Annotated in this window: 16 protein-coding genes; 1 reads left to right on the top strand and 15 read right to left on the bottom strand. The window is 63.0% G+C overall.

What is annotated here, in order from left to right:
• Nucleotides 1–30: 30 nt before the first annotated feature.
• The 13 genes from F4Y38_11285 to F4Y38_11345 form a co-directional block, all read right to left on the bottom strand.
• Nucleotides 31–654 (bottom strand): TonB C-terminal domain-containing protein, encoded by a 624-nt coding sequence (locus F4Y38_11285; protein ID MXY49860.1) that lies wholly within the window; start codon nt 652–654, stop codon nt 31–33.
• A complete protein-coding gene (locus tag F4Y38_11290) occupies nt 654–1,073 on the bottom strand; it encodes a biopolymer transporter ExbD (GenBank protein MXY49861.1) in 420 nt (139 codons plus the stop codon). The genes F4Y38_11285 and F4Y38_11290 overlap by 1 nt, the downstream gene beginning before the upstream one ends.
• Nucleotides 1,070–1,831 carry a hypothetical protein gene (locus F4Y38_11295; GenBank protein MXY49862.1) on the bottom strand — a complete coding sequence of 254 codons (762 nt, stop codon included), beginning with the start codon at nt 1,829–1,831 and terminating at the stop codon, nt 1,070–1,072. Before F4Y38_11295 ends, F4Y38_11290 begins: the two co-directional genes overlap by 4 nt.
• 110 nt (nt 1,832–1,941) lie before the next feature.
• Nucleotides 1,942–2,916 (bottom strand): zinc-binding dehydrogenase, encoded by a 975-nt coding sequence (locus tag F4Y38_11300; protein MXY49863.1) that lies wholly within the window; start codon nt 2,914–2,916, stop codon nt 1,942–1,944.
• A 49-nt stretch (nt 2,917–2,965) separates the two neighbouring features.
• The gene (locus F4Y38_11305) at nt 2,966–3,898 is read right to left on the bottom strand and encodes a ferredoxin--NADP reductase (GenBank protein MXY49864.1); all 933 of its coding nucleotides are present in this window, start codon (nt 3,896–3,898) and stop codon (nt 2,966–2,968) included.
• Nucleotides 3,899–3,982: 84 nt separating this feature from the next.
• On the bottom strand, nt 3,983–7,579 hold the full coding sequence (locus tag F4Y38_11310) for a BamA/TamA family outer membrane protein (GenBank protein ID MXY49865.1): 3,597 nt from the start codon (nt 7,577–7,579) through the stop codon (nt 3,983–3,985).
• Between the two features lie 166 nt (nt 7,580–7,745).
• Complete coding sequence (locus F4Y38_11315; protein MXY49866.1) at nt 7,746–10,520, bottom strand: TonB-dependent receptor; 2,775 nt, start codon at nt 10,518–10,520, stop codon at nt 7,746–7,748.
• A gap of 169 nt (nt 10,521–10,689) precedes the next feature.
• Entirely contained in the window at nt 10,690–13,524 is a 2,835-nt protein-coding gene (locus F4Y38_11320; protein ID MXY49867.1) for a TonB-dependent receptor, read from the bottom strand.
• Nucleotides 13,525–13,591: 67 nt separating this feature from the next.
• Nucleotides 13,592–14,905 carry an NCS2 family permease gene (locus F4Y38_11325; GenBank protein ID MXY49868.1) on the bottom strand — a complete coding sequence of 438 codons (1,314 nt, stop codon included), beginning with the start codon at nt 14,903–14,905 and terminating at the stop codon, nt 13,592–13,594.
• Entirely contained in the window at nt 14,902–15,945 is a 1,044-nt protein-coding gene (tsaD, locus tag F4Y38_11330; GenBank protein ID MXY49869.1) for a tRNA (adenosine(37)-N6)-threonylcarbamoyltransferase complex transferase subunit TsaD, read from the bottom strand. The genes F4Y38_11325 and tsaD overlap by 4 nt, the downstream gene beginning before the upstream one ends.
• 377 nt (nt 15,946–16,322) lie before the next feature.
• Nucleotides 16,323–17,192 carry a hypothetical protein gene (locus tag F4Y38_11335; protein MXY49870.1) on the bottom strand — a complete coding sequence of 290 codons (870 nt, stop codon included), beginning with the start codon at nt 17,190–17,192 and terminating at the stop codon, nt 16,323–16,325.
• A 122-nt stretch (nt 17,193–17,314) separates the two neighbouring features.
• Complete coding sequence (locus tag F4Y38_11340; protein MXY49871.1) at nt 17,315–18,163, bottom strand: proline dehydrogenase; 849 nt, start codon at nt 18,161–18,163, stop codon at nt 17,315–17,317.
• Nucleotides 18,164–18,256: 93 nt separating this feature from the next.
• Entirely contained in the window at nt 18,257–20,239 is a 1,983-nt protein-coding gene (locus F4Y38_11345; GenBank protein ID MXY49872.1) for a sulfatase-like hydrolase/transferase, read from the bottom strand.
• Here F4Y38_11345 and F4Y38_11350 point away from each other — a divergent pair.
• On the top strand, nt 20,171–23,017 hold the full coding sequence (locus F4Y38_11350; GenBank protein ID MXY49873.1) for a carbohydrate binding family 9 domain-containing protein: 2,847 nt from the start codon (nt 20,171–20,173) through the stop codon (nt 23,015–23,017). The two genes, F4Y38_11345 and F4Y38_11350, sit on opposite strands and share 69 nt — an antisense overlap.
• Before the next feature lie 11 nt (nt 23,018–23,028).
• Here F4Y38_11350 and F4Y38_11355 read toward each other — a convergent pair whose 3' ends face one another.
• Nucleotides 23,029–24,009 (bottom strand): TIM barrel protein, encoded by a 981-nt coding sequence (locus F4Y38_11355; GenBank protein MXY49874.1) that lies wholly within the window; start codon nt 24,007–24,009, stop codon nt 23,029–23,031.
• Between the two features lies 1 nt (nt 24,010).
• The gene (locus tag F4Y38_11360; GenBank protein MXY49875.1) at nt 24,011–25,975 is read right to left on the bottom strand and encodes a DNA topoisomerase IV subunit A; all 1,965 of its coding nucleotides are present in this window, start codon (nt 25,973–25,975) and stop codon (nt 24,011–24,013) included.

A 25,975-nucleotide genomic window follows, 5' to 3' on the forward strand; every position in this document is an offset into this window, starting at 1 on the left:
GGTTTGGTACCCCGTGCGTTCGTTGCTGCTTCACAACACGTACTGGAAGGCGAAGTGCACGCCCAGGTAGGACTTCCTGTAACCTTCCGGAAGCGGCGGCAGCGGATCGGCCGCGTTCAGCGCCCTTTGCGCCGCCAGGTCGAAGACCGGGTTGGAAGACGAACGCTCCATGACGACGCCGGTAATCCGGCCGGACCGTACCACGCGGAAATAGATGACCGTCTCGAGCCGGGTTACGCCGAGCATCCTGGGCACGTTGAAATGCTGCTGGATCTTCCGCTGCATCATGCCCAGGTAGTACGGGTATTCGAAGTTTCGCTCGTCCAGTCTGATTTCCGGGGAATCGGTCTCGAAGGTCTGCGGCGCTTCCGGTGCGAGGTCCGGTTCTTCGGAGACCAGGCGCGGCGTCCGTTCCAGTGCCAGGGCCGCCTCCTCCTGCGGCGCGGCGGCCTCCTTCTTCGAGACGACTTCGTACACCTCGTCGATCGCGGGCGGACGTTGAATCGGCGGGCTTTCGTTCAGCGTTACCAGATCGACCCGGTAGACCTGCTGGTCCAGCGACGACGCCGGCGCGGACCACCAGGTATTCAAACCGATCAGTCCGGCAAACACCGCGATATGCAGGAATCCGGAAGCCCAGATCATGCGTGCCATTATCGTGAAGGCCTCAGACTGGTCGCCAGGCCTATCTGCGTTACGCCGTGCTGCTTGAGTTTATCCAGCACGCCAATGACGGCGCCGTAGGGCACCTGTTCGTCTCCGCGGATAAACACCGGCTTATCCTGCTGATCCTCGAAGATCTCCCCGAACACCCCGTCGAACTGGGCGATCGAGAGCAGCCGGTCTTCGAGGTAGAGCGACCCTTCGCTCGTAATCGTGATGACGAGGCCCTCGCCGAGATCCGGCGCGGCCGCGCTCGCCCTGGGCAGATCCACCTGGACGCCGCTCTGGATCATCGGCGTGGTGATCATGAAGATGATCAGGAGCACGGTCATGACGTCGACCAGTGCCGTGACCCTGATTTCCGACAGGACGCGGGGCGAACCCGCGCTATTGAAATCAAAGGAATTCATGGCCTCCCCGCGATGGTCCGCAGCTGGAGGATGTTCAGGACCGCGGTGGCCAGGTCCTCGAGTTCCAGGCCCAGCACCCGCGACCGCTGCACGAAGTAATTATACGCCACCATGGCCGGGATCGCCACGGCCAGGCCCGCGATCGTCGTAATCAGGGCTTCCGCGATCCCGGGCGCCACGACCACGATGTTGGTGGAGCCCTGGGTACTGATGTCCAGAAAGGCGGTCATAACACCCCACACCGTTCCGAACAGGCCGAGAAAGGGGCACACGCTTCCGGCGGTGGCCAGCAGGGGAAGCCGTTGCTCGAACCGGGCCAGTTCCCGGTGGGCGGCAAGCCGCAGGTCGCGATAGACGGATTCCACCAAGTCCTGGCCGGCTTCCTTCGGCCGGCCCGCCTGGTCCACCTGACCCGCCTGGCCCGCCTGGCCCGCCTGGCCCACCTGGCCCGCCTGGCCCGCGGCGCCGGCAGGAAGCGGAAACGCCGGCGCGTGCTTCTCGTAGACCTCGCGGTACACCGCGGCGGCGGGACTGTACGGCCACTTCGAGGCGGCGGTGTAAACCTGGTTGTAGTTGCGCTCCGACCGGAAGAACGCGAGGAATTCCCCCGACTGCGTCTGAGCCCGGCGAAAGTACCGCCAGCGCTCCGCCATGATCGCCCATGTAACGATGGAGAATATCAGGAGAACGGCAATGACGGTCTTGGCGACGACGCCCGAATCCAGAATCAGATTCAGGATACTGATTTCGGATGACAAAGTGCGTTCAAGTCCTTTCGACAGATCTCATGACCCTTTACCTGCGGCTTGAAAGTTGGAACACGGAAGCGTACGTGTCAAGCACTACAGGACGCTGATCCTGTCGATCCCTACCCCCAGATCAGTGCGACTTCGACAGCCAGGTCAGGGTGGCCGTCGATCAGTTCGAGTGCTTCTGCGGCGCGATGGGCGGGGAATACGTGGGTCAGCAGGGGACGCAGCCTGACGGCGCCGATGCCCACGAGTTTCAGCCCCCGGTCCACCAGGTAGGGGGTTTCGCCGGGCTGTTCGCGTCCCATGATCAACTGCAGAGATCGCGACGACCATTCCCGCATGTCGATGGATACGGAGTGGGAATCGGCTTTCAGGACGACGAGCTTCCCGCCCGGCCGCAGAACCGCCGCGCACTGGGCAAAGGATGCCTCGCTGCCGGCGCACTCGAGGCTGACGTCCACACCCTGGCCGCCGGTCCGGTCCATGACACGGCGATGGACGTCCTCCGTGGAGGCATTGATCAGGGTGTCCGCGCCAGTATCCGCCGCCCGCTGCAGGCGTTTCGCGTGCAGATCCGACGCGATCACGGCCGCTGCACCCGATATGGACGCCACCTGCGTACCCAGCAACCCGGTGGTCCCCACGCCGCATACGAAAACGGTGCTGCCCTTCACCTCGGCCCGTTCCATGCCCTTCAGTACCGTCGGCATCAGGCCGGCGATAGCGCCTTCTTCGTAACTGACGTCTTGCGGCAACTTTACGACCTGGTTCGCAGGCACGCTTCGATATTCCGAAAAGCCGCCGTCGGTATGGCAGGCAACGACCCGGTCGCCCTGGCCGAGCGAATCCACGCGCCGTCCAGGCGAACCCACAAGCCGGCCGGTGGACTCGATGACGCCCGTGAAGCTCCGACTGATGGTCCCGTGGGCTCCGTTGGCGGTTGATGGCGGATCGGCGCCGTTATCGGAGGTACTCCGGCGCGACAGCACGCATGCACGGACCTTGACCAGTACGTCCTCGTCGTTGCAGGCAGGCACAGGCCCGCTGGATACCTCTGGATTGCCCTCCGCATCCAGCGTCAGTGTTTGCATGGCGGCCTCTTCGTCATTCAGGATGCGACCCGACGAGCCGGACCGTGGACTACCAGTATTCCTCGAAGTGAATATTGCCCTTGTCCCTGCGATGATCCGCCTTGAATCCACGGGATTCGAGCAGCTCCACCATGCCGGTGGGCGAGGGGTACGACTTGTCGCCCTCCCTGGTATAGTTGGGCACGCCGATCATGTCGGGGTTTCCGCAGATGTACACGTGGGTCCTTTCAGGATCCAGGATGATACCGGTCTGCTCCTCCAGTTCCCCGGTCCTTACCAGATCCTGTATATACACCTTGCGGTCGAGGTTGTGGGTTTCCCGGGTGGTCAGCGTAATGTAATGGTAGTTCGGATGCAGGGGCGCAAGGCGCTCGTTGGTTGACTGGTAACCCAGGTCCCGGGCGTATCGCACGCACACCACCGAAATGATCTCCGGTCCGTGGCCGTTGCGCATCAGTTCGGCGATCATGCAGTTGTGGGGCGCCTCGCCGGTGCCGGTCGCGGCGAAGATGACCTGGTCGTCCGGACCAACGTGTTCCAGGGTGTAATGGCCGGTCACCTTCGGCCCCATCCAGATCCGGTCGCCTTCGTTCAGCATCCACAGCCTCGGCGTGAGGGAGGGGTCCTGGCCTTCCTCTCCGTCGCGGGCCACGAGCGTGATGTAGAACTCGTAGTAGTCCATGTCCGCCGGATCCATCAATTGCCGGGGATCGTCCTCGTACATGGGAAAGGACATGGAGTAGGCGCGGCGGACGAGTTTCGTCTTGAGGTTCTCATTGACGTCTTCGTTATGTTCGGGATCGTTGGTGGGTTCCCAGTCGCCCAGGCCGAGCGTGGTGTACTGTCCGGGCTTGTACGGCGGAAGTTCTTCGTCCGGTTTCACCCGGATGATCCAGAGTTCGGGGTTCAATTCCTGGATTTCGGTCAGTGTGGCGTTATAGTGTTGCTCCCTTAAGGCCCTGATCTCTTCTGACGTATGCATGTATACCTGCCGTATCTCCGCGTTCAGGCAAAGGTGAACCAACGAGGGATGAACCGGCCGGCCGGCCGGTAAGCGAGGAGCGTCCTAGAAATCGGCTCCGATCGTAAAGAAGAACTGGGTGTCGTTCAGCGCATTCCTCAGCCGGTACGAACGCGTGCCCGGGAACTCGGATTCAAGCCCACGGGGAACGTTGGCCAGGTTTTCGTTGTTGTACCATGCAGGCCGCCTTCCCAGGTCGAACTGGCGGGCGATATCGAACTTCAGGATCAGGAAGCCGACACGCGAGCGCATGCCGATGCCGTAGGCCACCGCGAGCGGCCCGCCCGACAGTTCTTCCATCGTGCGCGGCCCCAGGCCGTTGTCCCGCACCAGGTTGCCGTCGACGAATTGGCCTACGTTGGGATAGCCGGCGTACTGGTTGGCCTGGGTGGAACTGGTGGTCTGGTCCCAGGCGGCGCCCGCGTCCACGAACAGCGAACCACGGATCTGCTGGAAGGCCAGCGGCAGCGGCCAGCCGAAGGCGAGGACCTCGATCAGGGGGAACCGAAACTCGGCGTTGACCAGCGCGACTTTGCTCCCCCAGACGGACCAGTAATCCGCCCCGCGGAAGTTGAAAGGACCGCCGAATGGATACAGTTCCTGGTCCCGCCCGTCGCTGCTGAGTCCGTACAGGCGGAAGGCGAAGGCGTAACGCTGCAGGACGTTGTAGTAGGCGCGGTAGTCGACGAAGACCCGCGTGAACTGCAGCTCACCGAACGTCGGCGTCACTTCGACACGGCCCCGGGCGCCGGCGATCGGGCCGGTCAACCCGTACAGCGTGTGATCCGTGACCAGGGCGGCGGTGGGCTGGATGAAGTTGACGCTTCCCAGGCTTCCCCGCCTCGTACGCCGAATGCCGAAGTAATTGAAACTGACGTCCACCAGTTCACGGGAACGGTTGACGCCCTGGACCCCCAGTTCGAACCGGTTGAACTTGCTGAAAGGACGGCTCAGGTAGAACTGGACGCCGCGGTTTATCTGGGTCGTCACCTGGGAAACCCAGGGACTCTGGTAGCCGCGGAACAGGTCGTAGCTGTACTGGAATGCCGCCACGCTCCAGTTGACGCGCCGTGTCAGATTGGTGTACTGAACCAGCAGGTTCGCGTCCGTCAGGGATCCGAAAACGTTGGCGCCGACGAGTATCTTGTGGTTGTTCAATATGTCGCTGAAGGAAAGGACGGAACTGCCCACGAGTCCGACGTGCGTGGAGTACCCGGCATTCCCCCCCAGGTAGTCCAATCCGAATTTGGGGGAGTATTTCCGCTTCGTGAACGTACCGTCGGTCCAGGCGGTCGTATCCGGCAACTCGCCCGCCGGACCGATACCTCCGGCGATGGGCCCGAAGGGGAACTGCGGCGTCTCCAGAAGGCCGGAACCCGTTGACGGTTCGGGCATCTCTCCGGGCGCGGCCGACTCACTGACGGACTCCGCGGCGGACGTCGTGTCCGGCGGCGCGGTAAGCACGGTCTGGATCGTGGTTACCTTTTCCCGTTCCGGGGTCCCGGACGGTGGTCCCGCCTCGGATGCGGTGTCCGGCGCAGGGGCCGGCGTGGCGTCCTCCGTCGCTGCCGGCGAAGATCCTTCCGCGTCCCCGGAGACGGTTTCTTCCGATGTTCCTTCCTCGTCCCCGGAGGCGGTTTCTTCCGAAGATCCTTCCGCGTCCCCGGAGGCGAGGGGTTCATCCGGTGGTTCGGTTCTCAGGGGCGGCGCCAGTTGCTGCGCATCGGGCGACGCACCGGGCGTCGCCGCCTTTTCGTGGTCGTAGGGTTCCTTCATCAACGACACCGGGTCGCTGATGGCAAACAGGTCGAATCCCCCCCAGGAAAGGGCGGAGAAGACCATGCGGTCCGACTTTTGCGCCCAGCTGATGGCGGGTCCGGCGGCCGTTACGTTGGTCACACCGGTCAGTACGTTGGTAATCTGGTAGGTCTCGCCGTTCTCCATGTCCCGGATGAATATGTTGGACACGCCGGTGCGATTGGAAATGAACGCGATTTTGCTGCCGTCCGCCGACCACTGCGGCGAAATGCTCTTGCCGATCTGGTCCGGGATCTTTTCGACCTCTCCCGTTTCCAGGTCATACAGCGCCAGCTGCTGGTATCCGAAGGTGAGCGTCCGGAAATTGGTCACGTCGCCCCGGTCCGTGGAAAAGGCGATCGTCTTGCCGTCCGGCGACCACACGGGGTCCCGGTCCGTGTACCGGTCCCGGGTAAGGGCCTTCAGGTTCCCGCCCGCGGCATCCACGACGTACAGGTCGGACTGCCCTCCCTGGAGACCGACGAAGACCAGCTTTTCACCGTCCGGCGACCAGCTCGGCGACGTGGCGCCGTCGAGATTGACCCTGATGCGCCGGATCACCTTCTTCCTTCTGACGTCCATGATATACAGGGCGTCCCGCGCCCCCACCTTGGCCGGGAAGGCGATGTACTGCTCATCGGGCGACCAGGAAATAGACGTGGAAAAGAACCGGAGGGACTCGAAATCGGCCGAGCGCTCGCCTTCGACCAGCTTGGAAATGACCTCGCCGTTGATGGCGGAGGCCAGGTAGATATCGTTGTACAGGCTTCGGTTGGAAATGAAGACCAGCTTGTCGCCCCGCGGTGAAATCGCCGGGGCGAGGTGCAGGCCCGCCCTGGATTCCCGGACGTCGGTCAGTTGCCGGGCGAAGGCCTGCGGCTTTTCGTAGTCCTCGATCTGCGGCAGGTAGGTCTTGCGCACATGCTCGTTCCACTCGTCGGACAGCTTCTCGATGTCCTTGCCGATGGACGAGCGGAAGGCTTCGTTCACGTTTCGCATGCGGGCCGTCTTGCGGAGTATCTCGCCGATCTTCCGATCTCCGTACCGGTCGCCGATGTAGGCGAACAGCGCCTGGCCGAAACGGTAGACGCCGAAACTATAGTCCATGGCGGGGATGGACGGCGGCAGATAGCCCTGCAGCGCCGCATCGCGCAGCCACATGTGGGTATAGGCGTCGATGCGGCCCAGGGACAGGTATTCGGCCATGCCCTCCATGAACCACAGCGGGGCGACGAAGGCCATGGGATTCAGGATGGAGACCCCCGGACCCGCGCCGTAGATCACGTCTCCCTGGAAGGCGTGAACGAGTTCGTGGGTGAGTACGTGTTCCAGTTCCGCGTAGGATCCCGTGAAGGGCAGCAGTATGCGGTTCTTGTTGAACTCCGTCACACCGCCGGTGCCCTCGCTGATAAAGCCGGGCAGGACGTTGGTCTGCTGGAAATCGGTATGGGAGGCGTACAGGATGATCGGGATCTTGTCGCTGAACCGGTGCTGCAGGATACGGCTCAGGCGGTTATACGAACGCTCCGCCATCCTGGCGGCATCGTAGGCGGCCTCTTCCTCTCCCTGGTAGTAGTAGATTTCGAAGTGGGGCGTGGAGATGATTTCCCACTGGAAGTCGCGGTACTGGACCTTGTTCCGACCGAAGTATTCACCCTGCGCGAACACGTCCGCAGGCGTGGCCAGCAGGCACAGAATCGCCAGTATATACCGCAACCGATGTGGCATTTTCGGTCTCCTTGAGGATGGACACATCATACGGTCGGCCGCACTCCGTGTCAAGCCAATATTGGACCGGGCCCTGTGTCCCGCACACAGAACGAAGCCCTTTTCGCGCGCGCCCATAGTCCATATCGGATTGCACGAAAAACCCCGGATATGGTTTCGATTAAATGGAAGCCGCGATGGATCCGCCAGGCGCCGGTACGTGGCATTCTATCCATCAGACTTGTGAAGGGAGTTCCTTATTTCCGGAAACCGGGCAAATGAAAAACGGACCCAGGCAGGTCCGTCAGAACCGCACGGCCACGCCCGCGGAAAGCAGCCGACCGATTTCCGGGGCGCCTACGAAGGCGCGGTACTTCGTGTTCAGCAGGTTGCTGGCTTCCACGCTGAAGGTGATCGCTGATATCTGGTAGGCGGCGTTGGCGTCCACCACGGCGTAGGCGTCGACAGGGCCCGCGTACACGCCGTCCAGCATTGGGAAGGAACCGCGGTAACTGATCTTGCCGCCCAGGGTCAGAGGCATCCCGGAGGGGCGGTACATAACGCCTCCGCTGAGCTTGTGCTTCGGGGAATTCAAGGGGACGTCGCCGAGGTTCTCCACGTTCTCGAACAGGTTCCGGTGTATATACGAGTAACTGCCCGTTATGTGCCACGACCGGTTGGGGAACCAGGATAACCCCAGGTCGGCGCCATAGACCGTGACGTCGCCGAAATTCCGGTAGGTCAGGGCGACCGCGGTCGGGTCGGATGCCTGCTCGGGCGTTACGGTACCGAAGGGAATCATTGCGGCGCCATCCGCGATCTGGTCGACGTATCCGTTCATTTCATCTGCGTGGTCGCCGTTCCCGTTGCCGCCGAGCGCGGGCTGGTCGAGCAAGGTGACCAGGCCGGCCAGTTGCGCGTTTGCGGGGTCCGCCAGGTAATCGGCGATACCCTGGTTCAAGGCACTTCGGAGGGTACCTTCGTCGAGAAACACCGAGGGCGTGAAGATCCAGAGCGGCAGGGTATAGTCGTTCATCTGCGTGCGGTAGAAATCGGCCGCGAGCACCAGCTTGTTCCGGACAATGCCCTTGTACCCGAACTCGAGGGTCTGCGAGATGGTCGGCCGGATCTTGTCGATGTCCTGGACCGCCGAGACGTCGTACGGATCGAATCCCTGCGTTTCGGGGTTGAGCAGTTGCAGGCTGTTCGTCAGGCCGTGGAGACGCTCGGGTATCACGCCGGTGAACTGGGCAGCAAGCTCGGGGGTGACGAGACCGCCGCTGTCGTTACCCAGTTGCTGGATCAACTCGGCGACCACGAGTTCCCTTGCGGCGCTCCACAGCAGGTTGTTGGCTTCCGGATCGTCGAGCCGCAGATAGGATTCCCTGGAAAGCCCGGCCGCGGTGGCGAAGGGCGAACGGTACATGGGCCGGCCTCTCTCGTCGCGGCGGAAGGTAAAGGGATTGCGCGCGCCGTACGACCGGATGTCGATGGAGTTGTCCGGACCCAGGCCCAGCCCTCCGAAAAGGTCGCCGAATCCGAACGCGTCGATAACTGCCCTGATGTCCAGCGACAACGTAGTCACCGTGGGTGTGTTGAACGCCCGGTTGTAGGTGACCCTGAACGTGTTCTCCGGATTGGGCTTCATCACTACGGCCGCGCGCGGCGAAAATACAGGGTCATCCAGCCTGCTGTGCCGGTCGAGGCGGCCGGCGAGCATCAGGCTCACCTGGTCGGTGAACCGGGTCTCGCTCTGGAGGTAGGCCCCGAATTCGTCGGTGTCGTCATCGTCCTCGTAGGTGCCGTGGATGGTCCCTTCGGTCCGTGGACGGGTAAGCAGCAGGTCCACGCCGTAGATGAACTGCTGGCGCAGGCCGATATCCGAGGTGTTCTGCAGCTGCATCACGGTCAACGACGACTTGTCCACCACGCCGTCGCCGGTGCGCAGCAACTGGGTTTCCCCCGCGTCGCTCTTGTTGTAGAAGAACTGGCCGAACCAGCCCCTGTACTGCATGCGGCCCTGGAGATAGCTGTACACCCAGTCCCTGCCCTGGGCCGAGCCCTGTCCCGTCATCTGGATGCTGGAGCTCTTGGAATACCCCGCCGAACCGATGAACGTCAGGTCCTCCGAAGGACGGACGTCGAGCCTGATTTCCCCGTACTGGCCGTCTATGTCGAGATTGCGCGGCACGACCTCGGCGGGATCGTGGTGCTCCCAGTCCCGGGCCTTCAGGTACTTCCCCGAAATCTTGAGCCCGATCATGTCGTTTACGCTGCTGGCATGGCGGAAGGACGCCTTCCGCAGGCCGCGTTCCCCTCCGGAGAGGGACACGAAGTTGCCTTCCGATCCGAAGGGGGACCGGGATATGATGTGCATCACGCCGTTGGAGCTGTTGGGGCCGTAGAGCGCCGAACCGGGACCGCGGACGATCTCTATCCGTTCGATGTCCTCGCTGGTGATGGGAATGATGTGGAAGGAATTGATCCGCAGCGACGGGATCCGCGCGATCCGGTTGTCCACCATAGTGAGGAGAAGGCCCGACAGCACTTTGTTGAAGCCGCGAATCACCGTACTGGCCTGCATGACGCCCGTCTTCGCGTGGTCCACGCCGCTCAGGTTCTTGATGTGTTCGTCGACGGACAGCGCCTGGGAGTTCCGGATATCCTTCATCTCGACCACTTCGACGGATGCCGGGGCGTCCAGCGCTTTTTCCTGCTTTCGGGAAGCCGAAACCACGACCTCCTGGCCCACGAGCACCGTAGCGGCCAGTACGAAATCCCGTTCCGTGGGCGCGCCGCCCTGAACCATGATCCCGGTCGCGGTGTCCGACACGTAACCCAGGTAAGTAACGGTGACCTCGTACTCCCCGGCGGGAAGTCCTTCTACGCGGTATATGCCCCGGCTGTCGCTCGTCGAACCCCGCAGCCCTACGATCGCAGGGCTCTTGACCACGATGTTGGCGCCGAAGAGCGACGCCCCGCTCTCCGAAGCGATCCTGCCGGTCAGGATGCCCGTATCCTGCGCCGCCGCCGGGATCGCCGTCATGATGACGGCCAGAACAACGCCTGCCAGTCGCATCGGAACGGTTCCTTCCTGCCGGTCAGGGCCGTGGGTATTACAGACTCCGCGCCGGTGCGGTTTCGACTTCCGTTTCGCGTCGGCGCGGCCAGTCTTTTCTTGTGTGCGTAATTACTTATAGAATAAGAAAATACGCGGATTTGTCAAGCGAATTATCGGCCGAATGCGGTTAGAATCGCAACGCGAGACCCGCCATGACCAGGCGCCCGATCATCGGCGCTCCGACGAAGGCCTGGTATTCCTTGTCGAGCAGATTGCTGGCCTCCACGCTGAACGTGACCTTCGAGAAATCATAGGAAGCGCTCACGTCCACGACGGTATGGGATTCCACGTCGCCGACGTAGACCCCGTCGGCCATTTCAAAAGCGCCGCGATAACGCATGCGTGCGCCGAGGTTGAGCGGCAGGCCGGACGGCTTCAGGCCGATGGCCAGGGACAGCTTGTGCTTTGGCGCGTTCAATGGAATGTCGTCGATGCCGTCCACTTTCTCGAACAGGTTCTCGTTGATGAAGGAATAGCTGCCCGACAGGTTCCAGGTATCGCTGGGATAATAGGAGAACCCGAGGTCCGCGCCGTAGTACGAAACTTCACCGAAGTTGCGGTAGGTCAGCATCACGGCATTGGGGTCGGTGGCTTCCTCCGGGGTCACCGTGCCATAGGGGATCGCAGCCGCCGTGCCCACGAAGATCCGGGTCAGCTCGTCTACCGGCGACCCGTTTCCGTCGCCGCCCACGCCCGTGGCCGGATCATCGATCACCGCGAGCGCCCCGGCCAGCTGCGCGTTCTCCGGCAGGGCCAGTTGCTGCGCGATACCCGCGCCAAGGGCCGAGGCCAGCGGACCGGGATCCAGGAACACGTTGGGGGTCACGATGTGTATGGAACTGATGAAATCGTGAATCTTGTTCCGGTAGAAATCCGCGGTCAGCACCAGCTTGTTGCCGACGACGCCCTTGTAACCCACTTCAAACGTCTCGGTAATGGACGGTCTCATCGGGTCGACGTCCCTGACCGATGCCGGATCGACGGGATTGAAGGAACCCGTCCCCGTGTCCAGTACGCCCAGCGAATTCGTGAGCCCCGGCAGGGCGGACGGGATGACGCCCGGGAACGCGGCGGCCAGTTGCGCCGCCTGCTGGGCCGCCAGCTGCGCGGCGTTCGGAGCCGGAAGACCGAGCGAAATCAGGTACTGCGTGATGATGGGGACCGCAAGCCCCTGGAGCTGCGGCGTAAGTTGCGCCAGCACGGCCCCGCGTGCCACGCCCCAGAGGAGATTGGTACTGGCCGGATCGTTCATGGGCAGATAGGTGTCCGCGGGCAGCCCCGCGACGGGGGCGAAGGGCGACCGGTACATGGGCAGGCCGTTGTCTCCGCGCCGGAACGTGAACTGCGAGTTGACGCCCTGCGTGCGCAGGTCGATGGTGCGGTCCGGACCCAGACCCAGGGCGGCGAAGTTCGCGCCCAGGCCGAACGGATCGGAACCCGCGATCAGATCGAGGAAGTAATGCACGGAACTGGGTGTGCCGAAGGCCCGGTTGTACGTCAGCCGAAGCGTGCTCTCCGTCGAAGGCTTGTAGACCAGGGCCGCCCGGGGCGAGAACACCGGGTCTTCGATCTTGCTGTGTTCGTCCAGCCGGCCGGCCAGCATCAGGCTGACCTGGTCGTTCAGGGTCGTTTCGCTTTGCACGTACAGCCCGTATTCGTCCAGGTTGTCGCGGTCTTCGAACTGACCGTGGGTCGTGTTCCCGGTGTTGGGCCGGGTCAGCAGCACGTCGGCGCCGTAAGTGAACTGCTGACGGCCGCCCACTGCAAGGTTGTGCTGGAGCTGCATCACGGTCAGCCGCGAGGTATCCACGATCGGCTGGGTGGTACGCAGGAGCTTGGTATCGCCCGCGTCGTTCATGTTGAGAAAGATCTGCGCGAACCATCCCTTGTACTGCGAGCGGGCCTGAAAGAACCGGGTAGACCAGTCGACGGCCTGGGCCGCGCCCTGCCCGGTCATCTGAACGGCCTTGATCCGGGAATACCCCGCCGACCCGATGATGGACAGGTCGTCGGTCGGACGCAGGTCGACCCGGACTTCGCCGAGCAGGCGTTCGTTGTCGTTGTCCCGGGGGATGACCTCCGCGGGGTCTTCGTATGCCCACTCCCGGGCCTTCGAGTACTCGCCGGAAACCTTGAACCCCATTTTCCCGTCGACGCTGCTGGCGTGCCGGAAGGTCGCCTTGCGCAGACTGCGTTCGCCGCCGTACAGGGAAAAGGCGTTGCCCTCCGAACCGATGGGCGACCGGGTCACGATGTGCATGACCCCGTTGGCGCTGTTGGGGCCGTAAAGGGCTGACCCCGGACCGCGGACGACTTCGATGCGCTGGATGTCCTCGCTCGTGAGGGGTATGGAACTGCCCATGTTGAGCCGGAGCGAGGCGATGCGCGCGATCCGGTTGTCCACCATCTGCAGAAGGGATCCGGTGAAGGTGCGGTTGAATCCCCGTATCACGGTGGAACTCTGGGAAACGCCGACCTTGGCCTGGTCCACGCCGCTCAGGTCCTTGATGTAGTCGGTAACCGACAGGACCGGCCGGTCCATGATCTCGTCCAGCTCCACCACGGATATGGAAGCCGGCGCGTCGAGCAGCTTCTCCTGCTTGCGCGACGCGGAAACCACGACCTGCTCGCCGATCAGCGTCGTAGCCGCCAGGCCGACGTCCAGCGTGGTGGTCTGGCCGCCGCTGATCATTACGCCGGCCGTGGTGACCGATTCGTAACCGAGGAAGGAAGCGGTCACTTCATAGACGCCGGGCGGCAGGCCGTCGATGCGGAACGCCCCCTCGCCGTCGGTCGTCGTTCCCCGCAGTCCTTCGATCGCGTCGCCCGCGACAGTGATATTGGCGCCGAACAACGCCATGCCGTCATCGGTGGCGACTCTGCCGGCCAGGCTGCCGGTTTCCTGGGCCGCCGCCGGCCATACACTGAACAGCAAGAGCAGAACCACGCTCGTAATGCGCATGATGAATACCTCCCCACGGTAGCTGGTGGTGAATGGAGGCCACTGGAACAGGCCCGTAAACTTCAGATCACTCCATGAAAACGTAACGTGCGATAAACACAAGCGCCAGGACGTCGACGAGTGGATGCACGTCCGCGCCTTTGCCGCTCAGTCTCTTGATGACCGGATAGGCGACGAAACCCACGGCCAGCCCGTCGGCGATGCTGAAGGTCAACGGGATCGAAATCAACGTCAGGAACACGGGGACCGCTTCCGTCGCGTCGCTCCAGTTCACCCGCGCCGCCGCGGCCATCATCAGCACGCCCGTTACGATCAGGGCCGGCGCGGTGGCGAAAACCGGTATGGATTCGACCAGCGGGGCCACGAACAACGTGCCGAGGAACAGGATGGCGACGACCAGGCTGGCGAATCCCGTACGCGCCCCGGAAGATATGCCGGTGGCGCTCTCGATGTAGGTGGTCACGGTCGACGAGCCCAGCACGCTGCCGAAAACCGTTCCGACAGAGTCCGCCAGCAGCGCGCGGTTGGCCCGGGGAAGCCGGCCCTGGCGGTCCAGGAAACCCGAGCGCTCCGAGAGACCGACCAGCGTGCCCATGGTATCGAACAGGTCCACGAACAGGAAGGCGAAGACGAGATGGAGAAACATCGTGTCCAGGGTGTACGGCAGGTGGACGATCGCCTCCCCGAAGAGGGTTGCGGGCCAGGCGGGCAGGCTGACCACGCCGGCCGGCCAGGGAACCACGCCGATGATCATGGCCAGGAAAGCGACTCCTGCGACACCCAGCAGGATCGCGCCTCGAATGCCCCGGGCAAGCATGACGCCGATACCCGCCAGACCGACAAGCGTCAGCACGAATGGCCAGGAACGTACGTCCCCCAGGTCGACCAGGGTGACCGGATCGTCCACGATGATGCCGGCGTTCCTGAGACCGATGAACGCGATGAACAGCCCGATCCCCCCGGCCGTCGCGCGTTTGAGCGGTTCGGGCACCGCGGTGATGATGGCTTCCCTTACGCGCAGTACGGTCAACAACAGGAACAGGAGACCCGACGCCAGCACCACGGCGAGCGCGATACGCCAGCCCACTTCCATGCCCAGTACGATGGTATAGGTGAAAAAAGCGTTCAGCCCCATGCCGGGCGCGAGGGCGAAGGGGTAGTTCGCCAGCAGCGCCATCAAAAGCGTGCCGATGGCGGCGGACGCGCACGTGGCGAACAGGAGTTCTCCGAACAACGCCTGGCCCATCGCCTCCGACAGCATGGCGGGGTTTACCGCCACGATGTAGGCCATCGTCATGAAGGTGGTCAGGCCGCCGGTGGCCTCGGTCCGCCAGTCCGTGTTGTGTTCGTCGAACCTGAAGAATGACGCGATACGGTTCATGGCCGCGCTGTCCCACCGTTCATCCCGGCGCCGGTTAGATCCGCCAGGCGCGCGCGGGGCTGGACGGAAAGCGAAAGTCCGTCCCGCTGCCCGTTGCGAAACCGGTAAGCTCCGGCCGCCGCGATCATGGCGCCGTTGTCCGTGCACAGAATGGGTGGGGGATAGACTACCCGGAGCCCCGATTCGGCGCCTTTTTCCGTCATCCGCTCGCGCAGCCGGCTGTTGCACGCCACGCCTCCCGTGATCAGAATGGCGTCCACTCCGGCGGCCGAAGCGGCGGCCACGGACTTGTCGACCAGCACGTCTACGACGGCTTCCTGGAAGGACGCGGCGATGTGGGCGCGGTCGCGGTCGATCTCCGCTTCGGTCTGTCCCGAAAGATACATGCGTATGGCGTTCTTCAGACCACTGAAACTGAACTCGAAGCCGTCGGGATCGAGGTAGGTCCGGGGAAAATCCAGGAACCCGGGATCTCCTTCGCGCGACAACCGGTCGATGACGGGACCGCCGGGATACCCGATCCGCATCAGCCTGGCGACCTTGTCGAAGGCCTCGCCGGCCGCATCATCGCGCGTATTGCCCAGGATGTTGTAACGGCCCCAGTCCTCGACGAGCACCAACTGCGTGTGTCCGCCCGATACGACAAGCGCGATGAAGGGAGGGGCGAGTTCCCCGTCCGCCAGGCGCCCCGCGTACACGTGGCCTTCGATGTGGTTCACGCCGACCAGGGGTTTGCCCATGGCCATCGCGATGGATTTGACCGTGGAAAGTCCGATCAGCAGACAGCCCGCCAGTCCGGGGCCGTAGGTCACGGCGATTGCGTCCAGGCCATCGGGTTCGCAGGAAGCCAGTTGCAGGGCCGATTCGATCGCGGGCAGCAGAAGGGCCAGGTGGGCCCGGGAGGCCAGTTCCGGCACGACGCCCCCGTATTCGACGTGTATGCCCTGCGAGGAGATTACGTTGGACAGGACCGTCGTTTCATCGCGAACGACAGCGGCCGCGGTTTCATCGCAGGAGGTATCGATTCCGAGGATGAGCATGGCCCCTCGATCGGTTCACTTCCGAGACTGCGCCATGGGTCTGCCGAAACGGGTATCGCTGTTGTCGATGCGGATGTTGAATCCGCGGGTCAGACTGGTACACGTCCTGGACTGGTGCACGCCCAGGCCTTGTACTCGATCGTCACGCCATATGTTAAGGCCGTGAATGGTTTACAATTTATATGGTATTACGGCCGCGGCGTTGTCAATGATTATACCGCAGAAATGGTGCACGAGCCTCGGCGTGCCCCAGGAAGGCAGACCCGTATCGTCTCGCGGGAGCGGGTCAGGGAGCGGTGCCGCGGGCACGCCGCTCCCGGTCGAGGTACCGGGACGGCGTGCTGAGGGGTCATGGTGGAGGGCGTCTATGATCCGGATTACGGATCGCTTCTTCTCAATCGGAATCTGGTATGGTCGCCGCGAAGTTCGAGCAACGCGCCACCCCCGTTGATCGTGCCGGCGATGATGCCTTCGTCGCGTTTTGACACCCGGGTCGATATCTCGAAATCGGAATCCAGGTCGCTTTGGTGGCTGACGTCGGAGTAGAGGTCGAGTCCCTGATGGCGGGGAAGGTACAGTACCGTCCGGCCCCGGTGCGCGCGTATCCGCGTATCGCCGCTGAGTTGCGTTGCTTCCATGCGCACATCCGCGTGTCTCGCGTCCAGTTCGACGGCGCCTTCCAACTCCGTCAGCCGAAGCGTGCCGTGATCCAGGTCCAGGCGCGACAAGCCCGTCCAGTCCGTTCCCGATACCTCGCTGTAGTGCGCATTGATGCGAATCGCGCCTTCCACGTCCTGGATCCTCGTGTCCGTATGGCGGACGTCCAAATCCAGATGGATACGACGCGGCGTTCGAATTTCGTAATGGACATAGGGGATATGGCGGATGCTGATGAACCATCGTTTGTAACTGGGAATATCGTCATAGTCGGACCGGATCCGCAACGATCGTCCGGATCCCTCCACTTCGATGCTCAACGCCGATACGATCTTACTCGCGTAGTCGGGGTTGATTTCGAAGGGTGACTCGATACGGGCGACGATTTCCACCTCGTTACGATCCCATGACGACAGTTCAAGGCTGCCCCTGCCGATTTCTATGTCCAGGTGGCCGCCCGGTTCGAATGCGACCGTTTTAGCGTAATGCCTGACTTCTGCGAATGCGTCCCGGTGAAAACCCGTCAGGTCGCCGGGCAGCAGGATGAGTACGGCGGCAACAGCAAGAACTCTATACGCGAGCGTAAACATAATGCACCTCCCATCCGGTAAGCTGAAGGTTTATCGCGAAGAACCCCGGAATGAATAACGTGAGGTCATCGCGCCTACCTGCTTAGACCTCGAATGGAAAGTGTAAGTTGCCGCAATCGGCCTCAGCTTCGGACCAGGTTCCGCAGGACGAACCATACGTTCTCCTTGCGCTCCCTGAGCCTGCGGTAGAAGTAGGGCATCCACTCCGTTCCGAAGGGCACGTAGACGCGCATGTGGAAGCCCCTTGCGCGCATTTCCTTCTGGAACCCCGGTCGCAGGCCGTAGAGCATCTGGAACTCGAAGCCGTCCCGCGGGACCTCCAGTTGCTCGGCATACCGTATCACGCCCTCGATCAGGTAATCGTCGTGCGTCGCGAATGCGGGATAGTGGCCGTCCCGCAGGAGCTGCTCCGTCATGGAAAGAAACGCGCCGCGGATGTTGGGCATCCGCTGAAGGGCCAGGTCGGAGGGCTCCCGGTAGGATCCCTTGCACAGCCGCACACGGGCTCCGATCTTGTTGAGCACGAAGATGTCGTGGGGGCTGCGCAGCAGCATGGCCTGGATCACCACGCCGGAGTTCCTGTGACGGTCGTACAGATTGTAGAAGGTATCCAGCGTCTGCTGCGTATAGGGCGAGCCTTCCATGTCCAGCCGGACGAAGATGTCCCGTTCACCGGCGGCTTCCAGGATCCGGCCCAGGTTGTCTACGCAGTACGCTTCGTCTATATCCAGTCCCAGGTGGGTGAGCTTGACGGAGATATTGGCCTGGAGCGCGCCGTCACGGATCAGGTCCAGCATGACGAGATACTGGCGGACGGCCTCGTCCGCCTCTTCCCGTTCACGGGTCGCTTCGCCGAGCATGTTCAGGGTCACGTCGAGCCCGTCGTCGTTTAACGACCGGACGACGTCGACCGCGGCCTCGAGGGATTCTCCCGCGACGAATCTCCTGGCGAGGAAGAAAAACCGGCTCATATCGGCTCCGTAACCTATGCGGCAGACCAGGCAGACCAGGCGGACCAGGCAGACCGGGCAGACCAGGCGGATCGGACGGACCAGCAGGACCGCTTACGCCGTGAAGGGATCGCGCCCGAATCCGGGGCGGCGCGCATAGGTCCACGCGACCCGGCTCACGTCCTCGTTGGACATGCGCCAGTCCAGCAGTCTCACGCGCAGGTCCCGGACCGCGTCAGCGTAACGCGGATCTTCGGCCACGTTACGTAGTTCGCCGGGATCCCGTGCCAGGTCGAAGAGCACGTCCGGCATGCCGTTGAAGTGCCAGTACTTGAACCGGTCGTTCCGCACCATCCATCCCCGGCATTTCTCGGGCGGGATGCCGAGTTTCTTCGGCGTCCAGTAGAACCGGAAATCCCAGTCCGCGAAGACCGCTTCGCGCCAGTCGGCCGGGCGTTCGCCCCGCAGCAGGGGAACGAGGGACCGGCCCTGCAGGGCGGGCGGCATGCCCGGTGCGCCCGGTGCGCTGTGTCCGCCCGGTGCGCCCGGTGCGCCCGCTCCGCCCGGTGCGCCCGGTGCGTTGGGTCCGCCGGCACCGCCATGACCATCCGTTCCGCCAATTCCACAGACTTCCAGGCAGGTCGGCAGGACGTCCAGGGACTCGACGAACTCGTTCATCGTCCTCCCGCGCGTGGCGTCCGCGCAGGGCCGGGGATCGCGGACGATGAAGGGCACGTTGTACGCCTCGTCGTAGAAGAGCTCCTTCTCGAACATCCAGTGGTCGCCCACGTATTCGCCGTGATCGGACGTGAAGACGATCAGCGTGTCCTCCCAGAGACCCCGGTCCTTCATGAAACCGAACAGCCTGCCCAGGTGGTCGTCGATCTCCGTAATCAACCCGTAGTAGGTCGCCCTTCGCTGCCGCCACACGTCTTCGTCGTCGTAGGCCACGCCGCCCCTTTCGATCCGGTAGGGGACGTGGAAGGGATGGGGATGCTCCAATTCCTCCGGAGACCGGTTCGGCGCGGGGGAATCGGCGGGGTCGTACAGCGCGTTGTAAGGATAGGGCGCCACGATGGGCAGGTGGGGCTTGAAGTAGGAGAGGTGCAGAAACCAAGGCGAATCCCCGGCGTCGTCCATGAAGGCCATGGCCCGGTCCGTCATGAAGGCGGTATCGCTGTCCTCCCGCCTGAATCGCGTGGGGTAGGCGGAACGATCCCGGTCGGCATTTGCGGGCATTTCCACCGCGAAAGGATCGGCGACGACGTCGGCGGCGTACCCCTTGCTTCTTAGATGGGCCAGCCAGCCCTCCCCCCTGGATTCGTTCAGCTCCCAGGTTTCCAGCCCGGCCAGGGCCGCGCGGCGGATCCCCTGTTCAGGCTGCGCCCCGGGATCGCCGAAGGGATCGGGAGTGTAGTGCGTCTTGCCGCAGAGCGCCGCCCGGTAACCCGCCTCGCCGAAGAAGTGGCCCATGGTCTTCTCGTCCACGGGCAGGGGCACTTCGTTCCAGGGAGACCGGTTGGCGTGGGGATACCGGCCGGTGTAAAAGCACATGCGGCTGGGACCGCAGACCGCCGACTGCACGTAGGCCCGCCGGAAGAGGACGCCTTCAGAAGCGAGATGGTCGAGGTGGGGCGTCCGGACCACGGGGTGGCCGACGCCGGACATACAGTCCGCCCGCATCTGGTCGGTCATGATGAAGAGTACGTTCGGTCGACCGGCGGGCATGTGGGGTCTCCGCGTGCTGCTGGGTGCGGGGTGCAGCCGCGCGTAGCGGCGAAAGACCGCACGGCGCGACGGACGGCAATGGTGCCGCCTGAACGGTAATATGCAGCCGTATTTCCCGATAGGCAAAAGCATATTCTGATATGGGCGCACGCGTGCGGGCACACGCCGTCGGCGAGGTGAACGGTCAAGTGTGTACACACAGGCGCACGCCGCCAGCCGTGTAGAGGCCGGAGAGAAATCACAAGTGCATCCGCGCAGGGGAAAATCGGACAGGTTTTGTGAATAGGATGGACCGAAAGAATGTATGCAGTACGTCTCGCCGTTCGAAATCACCGCGTGAGACCCGGGGGCACGAAAAAACGCAACCATTCAGGTCGTTTCCCTGTCTTAGATGCAGCGCGTGAATCGATGGTCGGCGAGGACCCCAAAATGGTTGGAGGACATACCTTGTTTCTGAACAGACTGCATCGGTGGACGATCATCCTGTCCGCCCTGATCATAGTGGGACCCGCGGAATCCGAAGCGCGCCAACCGGCGCTGGAGAAACGGGTGTACAATACCCGGCACATCACGTCGCTGCCCCCGGACATCGACGGCAGGGGCGATGATCCGGCCTGGAACGACGTGGAGTGGTCCGGCGACTTTACCCAGCTGGATCCGGACGACGGCGGGGAACCCACACAGCAGACGGCCTTCAAGATCCTTTTCGACGATCACAACCTCTACGTGCTGATCCGGGCCTTCGATACCGAACCGGACCAGATTACCCACCGCGTAACCCGGCGCGACGATTGGGACAACGACTGGGTGGAGATCCATTTCGACAGCTACCACGACAAACGCACGGCTTTTTCCTTCACGCTGACCGCTTCAGGCGGGCGGGGCGACGAGGCCATATCGAACGACGGCAACGACTGGGACTCGAGCTGGGACCCCGTATGGTTCGGCGCGTCTACCATCGACGAAGAGGGATGGCTTGCCGAGATGCGCATACCCTTAAGCCAGCTGCGGTTCTCCGGCGAGGAGGGACAGATTTGGGGCCTTCAGGTACAAAGAAGGCTGTACCGCCGCGAGGAGCGTTCAGGTTGGCAGCACATCCACCGGAATTCGCCGGGCTGGGTCAGCCTGTTCGGGGAACTGCGCGGTCTTGAAGGGATCGAGTCTTCCCACCGGATCGAGATCCTGCCCTACATGGTAGGCGACCTCAACCGGTTCCAGGCCGAAGCGCAGAACCCCTTCCGCGACGGCCAGCGCGCCGACGGGCGCATCGGACTGGACGGCAAGATCGGGCTCGCCGGGAACATTACCATGGACCTGGCCGTGAACCCCGACTTCGGCCAGGTCGAGGCGGATCCTTCGCGGGTCAACCTGTCGGCCTTCGAGCTGTTCTTCGAAGAGCGGCGGCCCCTCTTCGTCGAAGGGAAGAACATCACTGAATTCCAGGTCGGCGGCGGCGGTCCTTTCTGGAACGACCGGCTGTTCTACTCGCGGCGTATCGGCCGGTCTCCCCAGCGTAGCCCGGACCTCTCAGACGGTCAGACCATGGATAAGCCCCGGAATACGCCCATACTCGCCGCCGCGAAGATCACCGGCAAGACACCGGGGGGCCTGTCCATCGGCATCGTGGACGCGGTGACCGCGGAAACTGCCGCCCGGATAGACACGAAGGGCGCGCGGAGCGAGGAGTCGGTGGAACCGCTGACCAACTACCTGATCGCGCGCCTTCAGCAGGACTTCAACGACGGGGGCTCGTCGCTGGGCACGATGCTCACGGCGACCAACCGGAACAACAACGAGGCCCACTTCGATTTCCTCAACCAGGCGGCCTACACGGGCGGGATCGATTTCCGCCACCAGTGGAGCGACCGGACCTACTGGCTTAACGCGAGCATGTCGTTCAGCCACATCCGGGGCGAACCGGAGGCGATTACCCGCGTGCAGCGCAATTCCGCGCGGTACTACCAGCGCCCCGACGCCGACTATGTTGCCCTCGACTCCACGCTGACCACGCTGAGCGGCCATGGCGGCAGCTTCAGCGTGGGCCGGTCGGGCAACAGCCCGTGGAACATGGGCATCGGCGGCACCTGGCGGTCGCCGGGCCTCGAACTGAACGACGTGGGATTCCTGCGCCAGGCCGACGTATTCATGCAGAACAGCTGGTTCGGCTACCGGTCGGAAAAACCGAACCGGATCTTTCGCGAGTATAACCTGTTCCTGAACCAGTGGCAGGGCTTCACCTTCGGCGGGGATCGGAAGTTCCTGGGCGGCAACATCAACGGGGGCGGCCAGTTCAACAACTACTGGTGGGTATGGTTCAATGTGAACTCGGAGATCGAAGGTCTGTCCACCACCGCCCTGCGCGGCGGGCCGGCCCTGAAATCACCAGGCAACGTGGAATTCAACTTCGACGTCGACACCGATGGACGCAAGCCGCTCAGTTTCGGCTTTGGCGGCGGCCAAAACTGGCGCCGAGATGACGCGGGAAGCTCGAGCTGGGTGTACCTGTCCATGCGGTACCGGCCAAGTAACGCCATGAATATCCGCATCAACCCGTTTTTCGACACCGCCCGAAACGAATTGCAGTTCGTGTCCAATGAAACATTCGACGACGACGGCTTTACGGGCCCGGCCTCACAGGTGGACCAGGCCTCCCTGGCTGACCGCTACCTGCTGGGCCGCGTCGACCAGAAGACGCTGGGGATCGGTATCCGGATGAACTACAGCATCACCAACAACATGTCCATCCAATACTACGGACAGCCTTACATCTCGGCCGGACGCTACGACCGGTTCAAGCGGATAACCAACCCGCGTGCCGACCGGTTCGCGGACCGTTTCGAACTGCTTTCGGACGGCCAGCTGGCCTATGACGATTCAGACGAAGCCTACCGCGTGGATGAGAATGTGGACGGCCGGACGGACTACTCCTTCGACGATCCGGACTTCAACTTCCTACAGTTCCGATCGAACCTGGTGTTGCGGTGGGAGTATACGCCGGGCTCGACGCTGTTCCTCGTGTGGCAGCAGCAGCGCAGCCGCTCGGGCGGCACGGGCGATTTCGCCGCAGGGCAGGACCTGAACGACCTGTTCGACACCTATCCCTCGAACATCTTCCTCTTGAAGTTCAACTACTGGTTTTCGCTCTAGGCGGGTGACGGCTAGGCGGGCCGCAGCTTGTTCACCATCTCCAGCATGGCCGTCATGTAGCCGATGGCGTAGGCGCGCCCCCGGTGATGCCAGTCGGTGTCATCTACGAAACGGGGCACGTGGTCGGTGATCATGAACCCGGTGAACCCGACCTCCTTCAGGGTCCGCATGACCTCGTAGGGATCCACGTTCCCCTCGTTGATGAAGCACTCGTTGAAACAGGGCACGTTCCCCTGCACGTCGCGGAAATGGACGTAGATGATTTTTCCGGCGCCGCCGAAGTGCCGCACGGCCTTGATCACGTAGTCGTGACCTCCCATTTCCGACCAGCATCCCATGCAGAAATCCAGGCCGTGGTACGGACTGTCGAAGGTGTCCATGGCCAGCTTGAAGCCCTCGAAGCTGCTGAAGATCCGCGCCACGCCGCCCAGCATAGGGATGGGCGGGTCGTCGGGATGCAGTGCGAGCTTGACGTTGCTTTCCTCGGCGACCGGCAAGATCCTCGACATGTAGTATGCGTAGTTGTCCCACATCTCGTCTGCCGTGAATATCCGGCCGAAGGTGGGTTCCGCGTCCCGGTGGGCCTCGAAATCGAACCGGGTGGCCGTAGCCCGGCCGCGAAGCACGGCGGGGTCCGGCGTCCGCCAGACGGAACTGGGGATCCAGTGGTACCCAAGGATGGGAATGCCGGCCTTGCCCATGTTGCGGATGGTGTACTTCATGTGCTCGATCTGTTCGTCGCGGCCCGGCAGCCCCAGCATGGCCTTGTCGTAGAAGGGGATGGGGACGTTCTCCAGGGCCATCAGGCGCAGTTCGGCGTTGTCGGCCCGTTTCTTCAGGTCGACCAGGTCCTCCAGCTCCCAGCGCTTCTCGCCCGGCAGTTTCGGCGTGTTCATGAGGAAGTCGTCGGCGCCGAGCTGCTTGATGTAGGCCAGTTTCTCGTCGGTGAGCACATTGAACTGCCCGAGTCCGATGCGCATTTCCAGGGTCATGTCAGTCCTCACCTTCCCCGGTGTCGGACGAAGTGGCCGGTGGTTCCGATGGACCCGACGGGTCAGGCTGCTCCGGCTTCCTGACCAGCCTCACACTCTTGAGCGCTTTCGGGGCCAGGCGGATGCCCCTGGCCCGGTTCCCCCGAACGGGAAAGAGCGAAAGGTCGAAGGCTTCCTCGAAGACTCGCATCCGCGGCGTGGGCTTGTAGGTGATATTCGCCATGACGTCGGTATCCGTGGTCAGTTGAAGGATGCGGCAACCCTCGGGCACGATCTCGTATCCCCGGTTCAGGATGAACTTGTCCAGCTTGCAGCGCTTGACGTAGGGATGGCCCTTCCGGTCGCGGTAGACGATGGTGAACACCCGGTCGGGATCGACGAACCCGCAGTACAGCATGCCCTTGTCCACGAAAAGCCGTTCGATCTCGGCGTGGAGCGCATAGGCGCCGGTCTTGCGGATCACGAGGACCCGGTCATAGGGCGATACGTCGAAGAGGGTGTCGCCGCCGCCCAGTCCATACCCCAGGTATCCGGTGCTCCGGTCGTACCTGAGCGCCAGGTTCCGTTGTGCCGCCTTCCGGGCGTCGACCCGCTTGAAAGCGGTGATGGTCGTCCTGCGGTGAAAAGCCTCGCGGTACCGCCCGATGAGCCCTTCCAGGAGGGTGATCGCGTAGGCCGACAGATGGCCCAGGTGATCCCTGATCTCCCGCAGGCGGCTGCGGATGGCCTTCATCTCCTCGTTGGCGCGGTTGATGTCGTACAGGGAAATCCGGCGGATCGGCACCTTGAGGAGGGTATCGATATCCTCGGAAGACAGTTCTTTCACCTTTGACTCAAAGGGTTCGAACCCCTGCCGGATCGCTTCGTGGATCTTATCCTGTTCCCGGACTTCCTCGATGCGCTTGTAGATCCGTTCCTTGATGAAGAGTTGCTCCAGCGTTTTCGCGCGCAGCTTTGCGTGAAGCTGCTTCCGTTCGATCTTCAGTTCCGCTTCCAGGACCTCCAGGAGCCGCCGCGTGTTGTGCCTGAGCACGTCGGTAACGGGCAGTATGCACGGGTGGCCCGACCGGATGACCAGCACGTTGGTGGAGATGGAGGACTCGCAGTCGGTGAAGGCGTAGAGGGCGTCCACGGTTTCCTCGGAATGGACGCCCCGGGCCAGGCGGATCTCGATTTCCACCTCGTCGGCCGTGAAGTCGGAGATGCCGGCGATCTTCAGCTTGTTCTTCTTCGCCGCCGCCTCGATGGAACCGATCAGGCTTTCGGTGGTCGAACCGAAGGGCAGCTGCCGTATGACGATGCGTTTGGGGTCCTTCACGTCCAGCTGGGCGCGGACCATCACCTTGCCGTTGCCGTCATTGTATTCCGAGACGTCCACCAGGCCCCCGGTGGGGAAATCGGGCTGGACCTCGAAGGGCTCGTCCCGGAGGCAGGCGATCTGGGCTTCCATGAGTTCGATGAGGTTGTGCGGCAGGATCCGGGTCGCCATGCTCGAGGCGATGCCCTCGGCGCCCATGGCCAGGAGAACGGGGATCTTCGCAGGAAAGGCGACGGGTTCCCTGTTGCGGCCGTCGTAGGAATCCACGTACTCGGTGATCTCCGGATCGTACAGCACCTCCTTGGCCAGCGGCGTCAGGCGGCACTCGATATACCGGGCCGCCGAGGCGGGGTCGCCGGTGAGGGTCGAGCCGAAATTGCCCTGCTTCTCGATGAACATGTCCTTGTTGGCGAGATTGACCAGCGAGCCGAAGATGGACTGGTCCCCGTGGGGATGGTACCGCATGGTCTGGCCCACCACGTTGGCGACCTTGTGGAACTTCCCGTCGTCCATTTCGAAGAGGGTATGCAGAATGCGACGCTGCACGGGCTTGAGTCCGTCGTCGATCTCCGGAATCGCCCGGTCCTTGATGAAATAGGAGGCGTACTTCAGGTAGTAGTCTTCGAAGAGGGTATCGGCGTAGGCCAT

This window comes from Gemmatimonadota bacterium, assembly GCA_009838645.1.
Taxonomy (GTDB): Bacteria; JAAXHH01; JAAXHH01; order JAAXHH01; family JAAXHH01; genus JAAXHH01.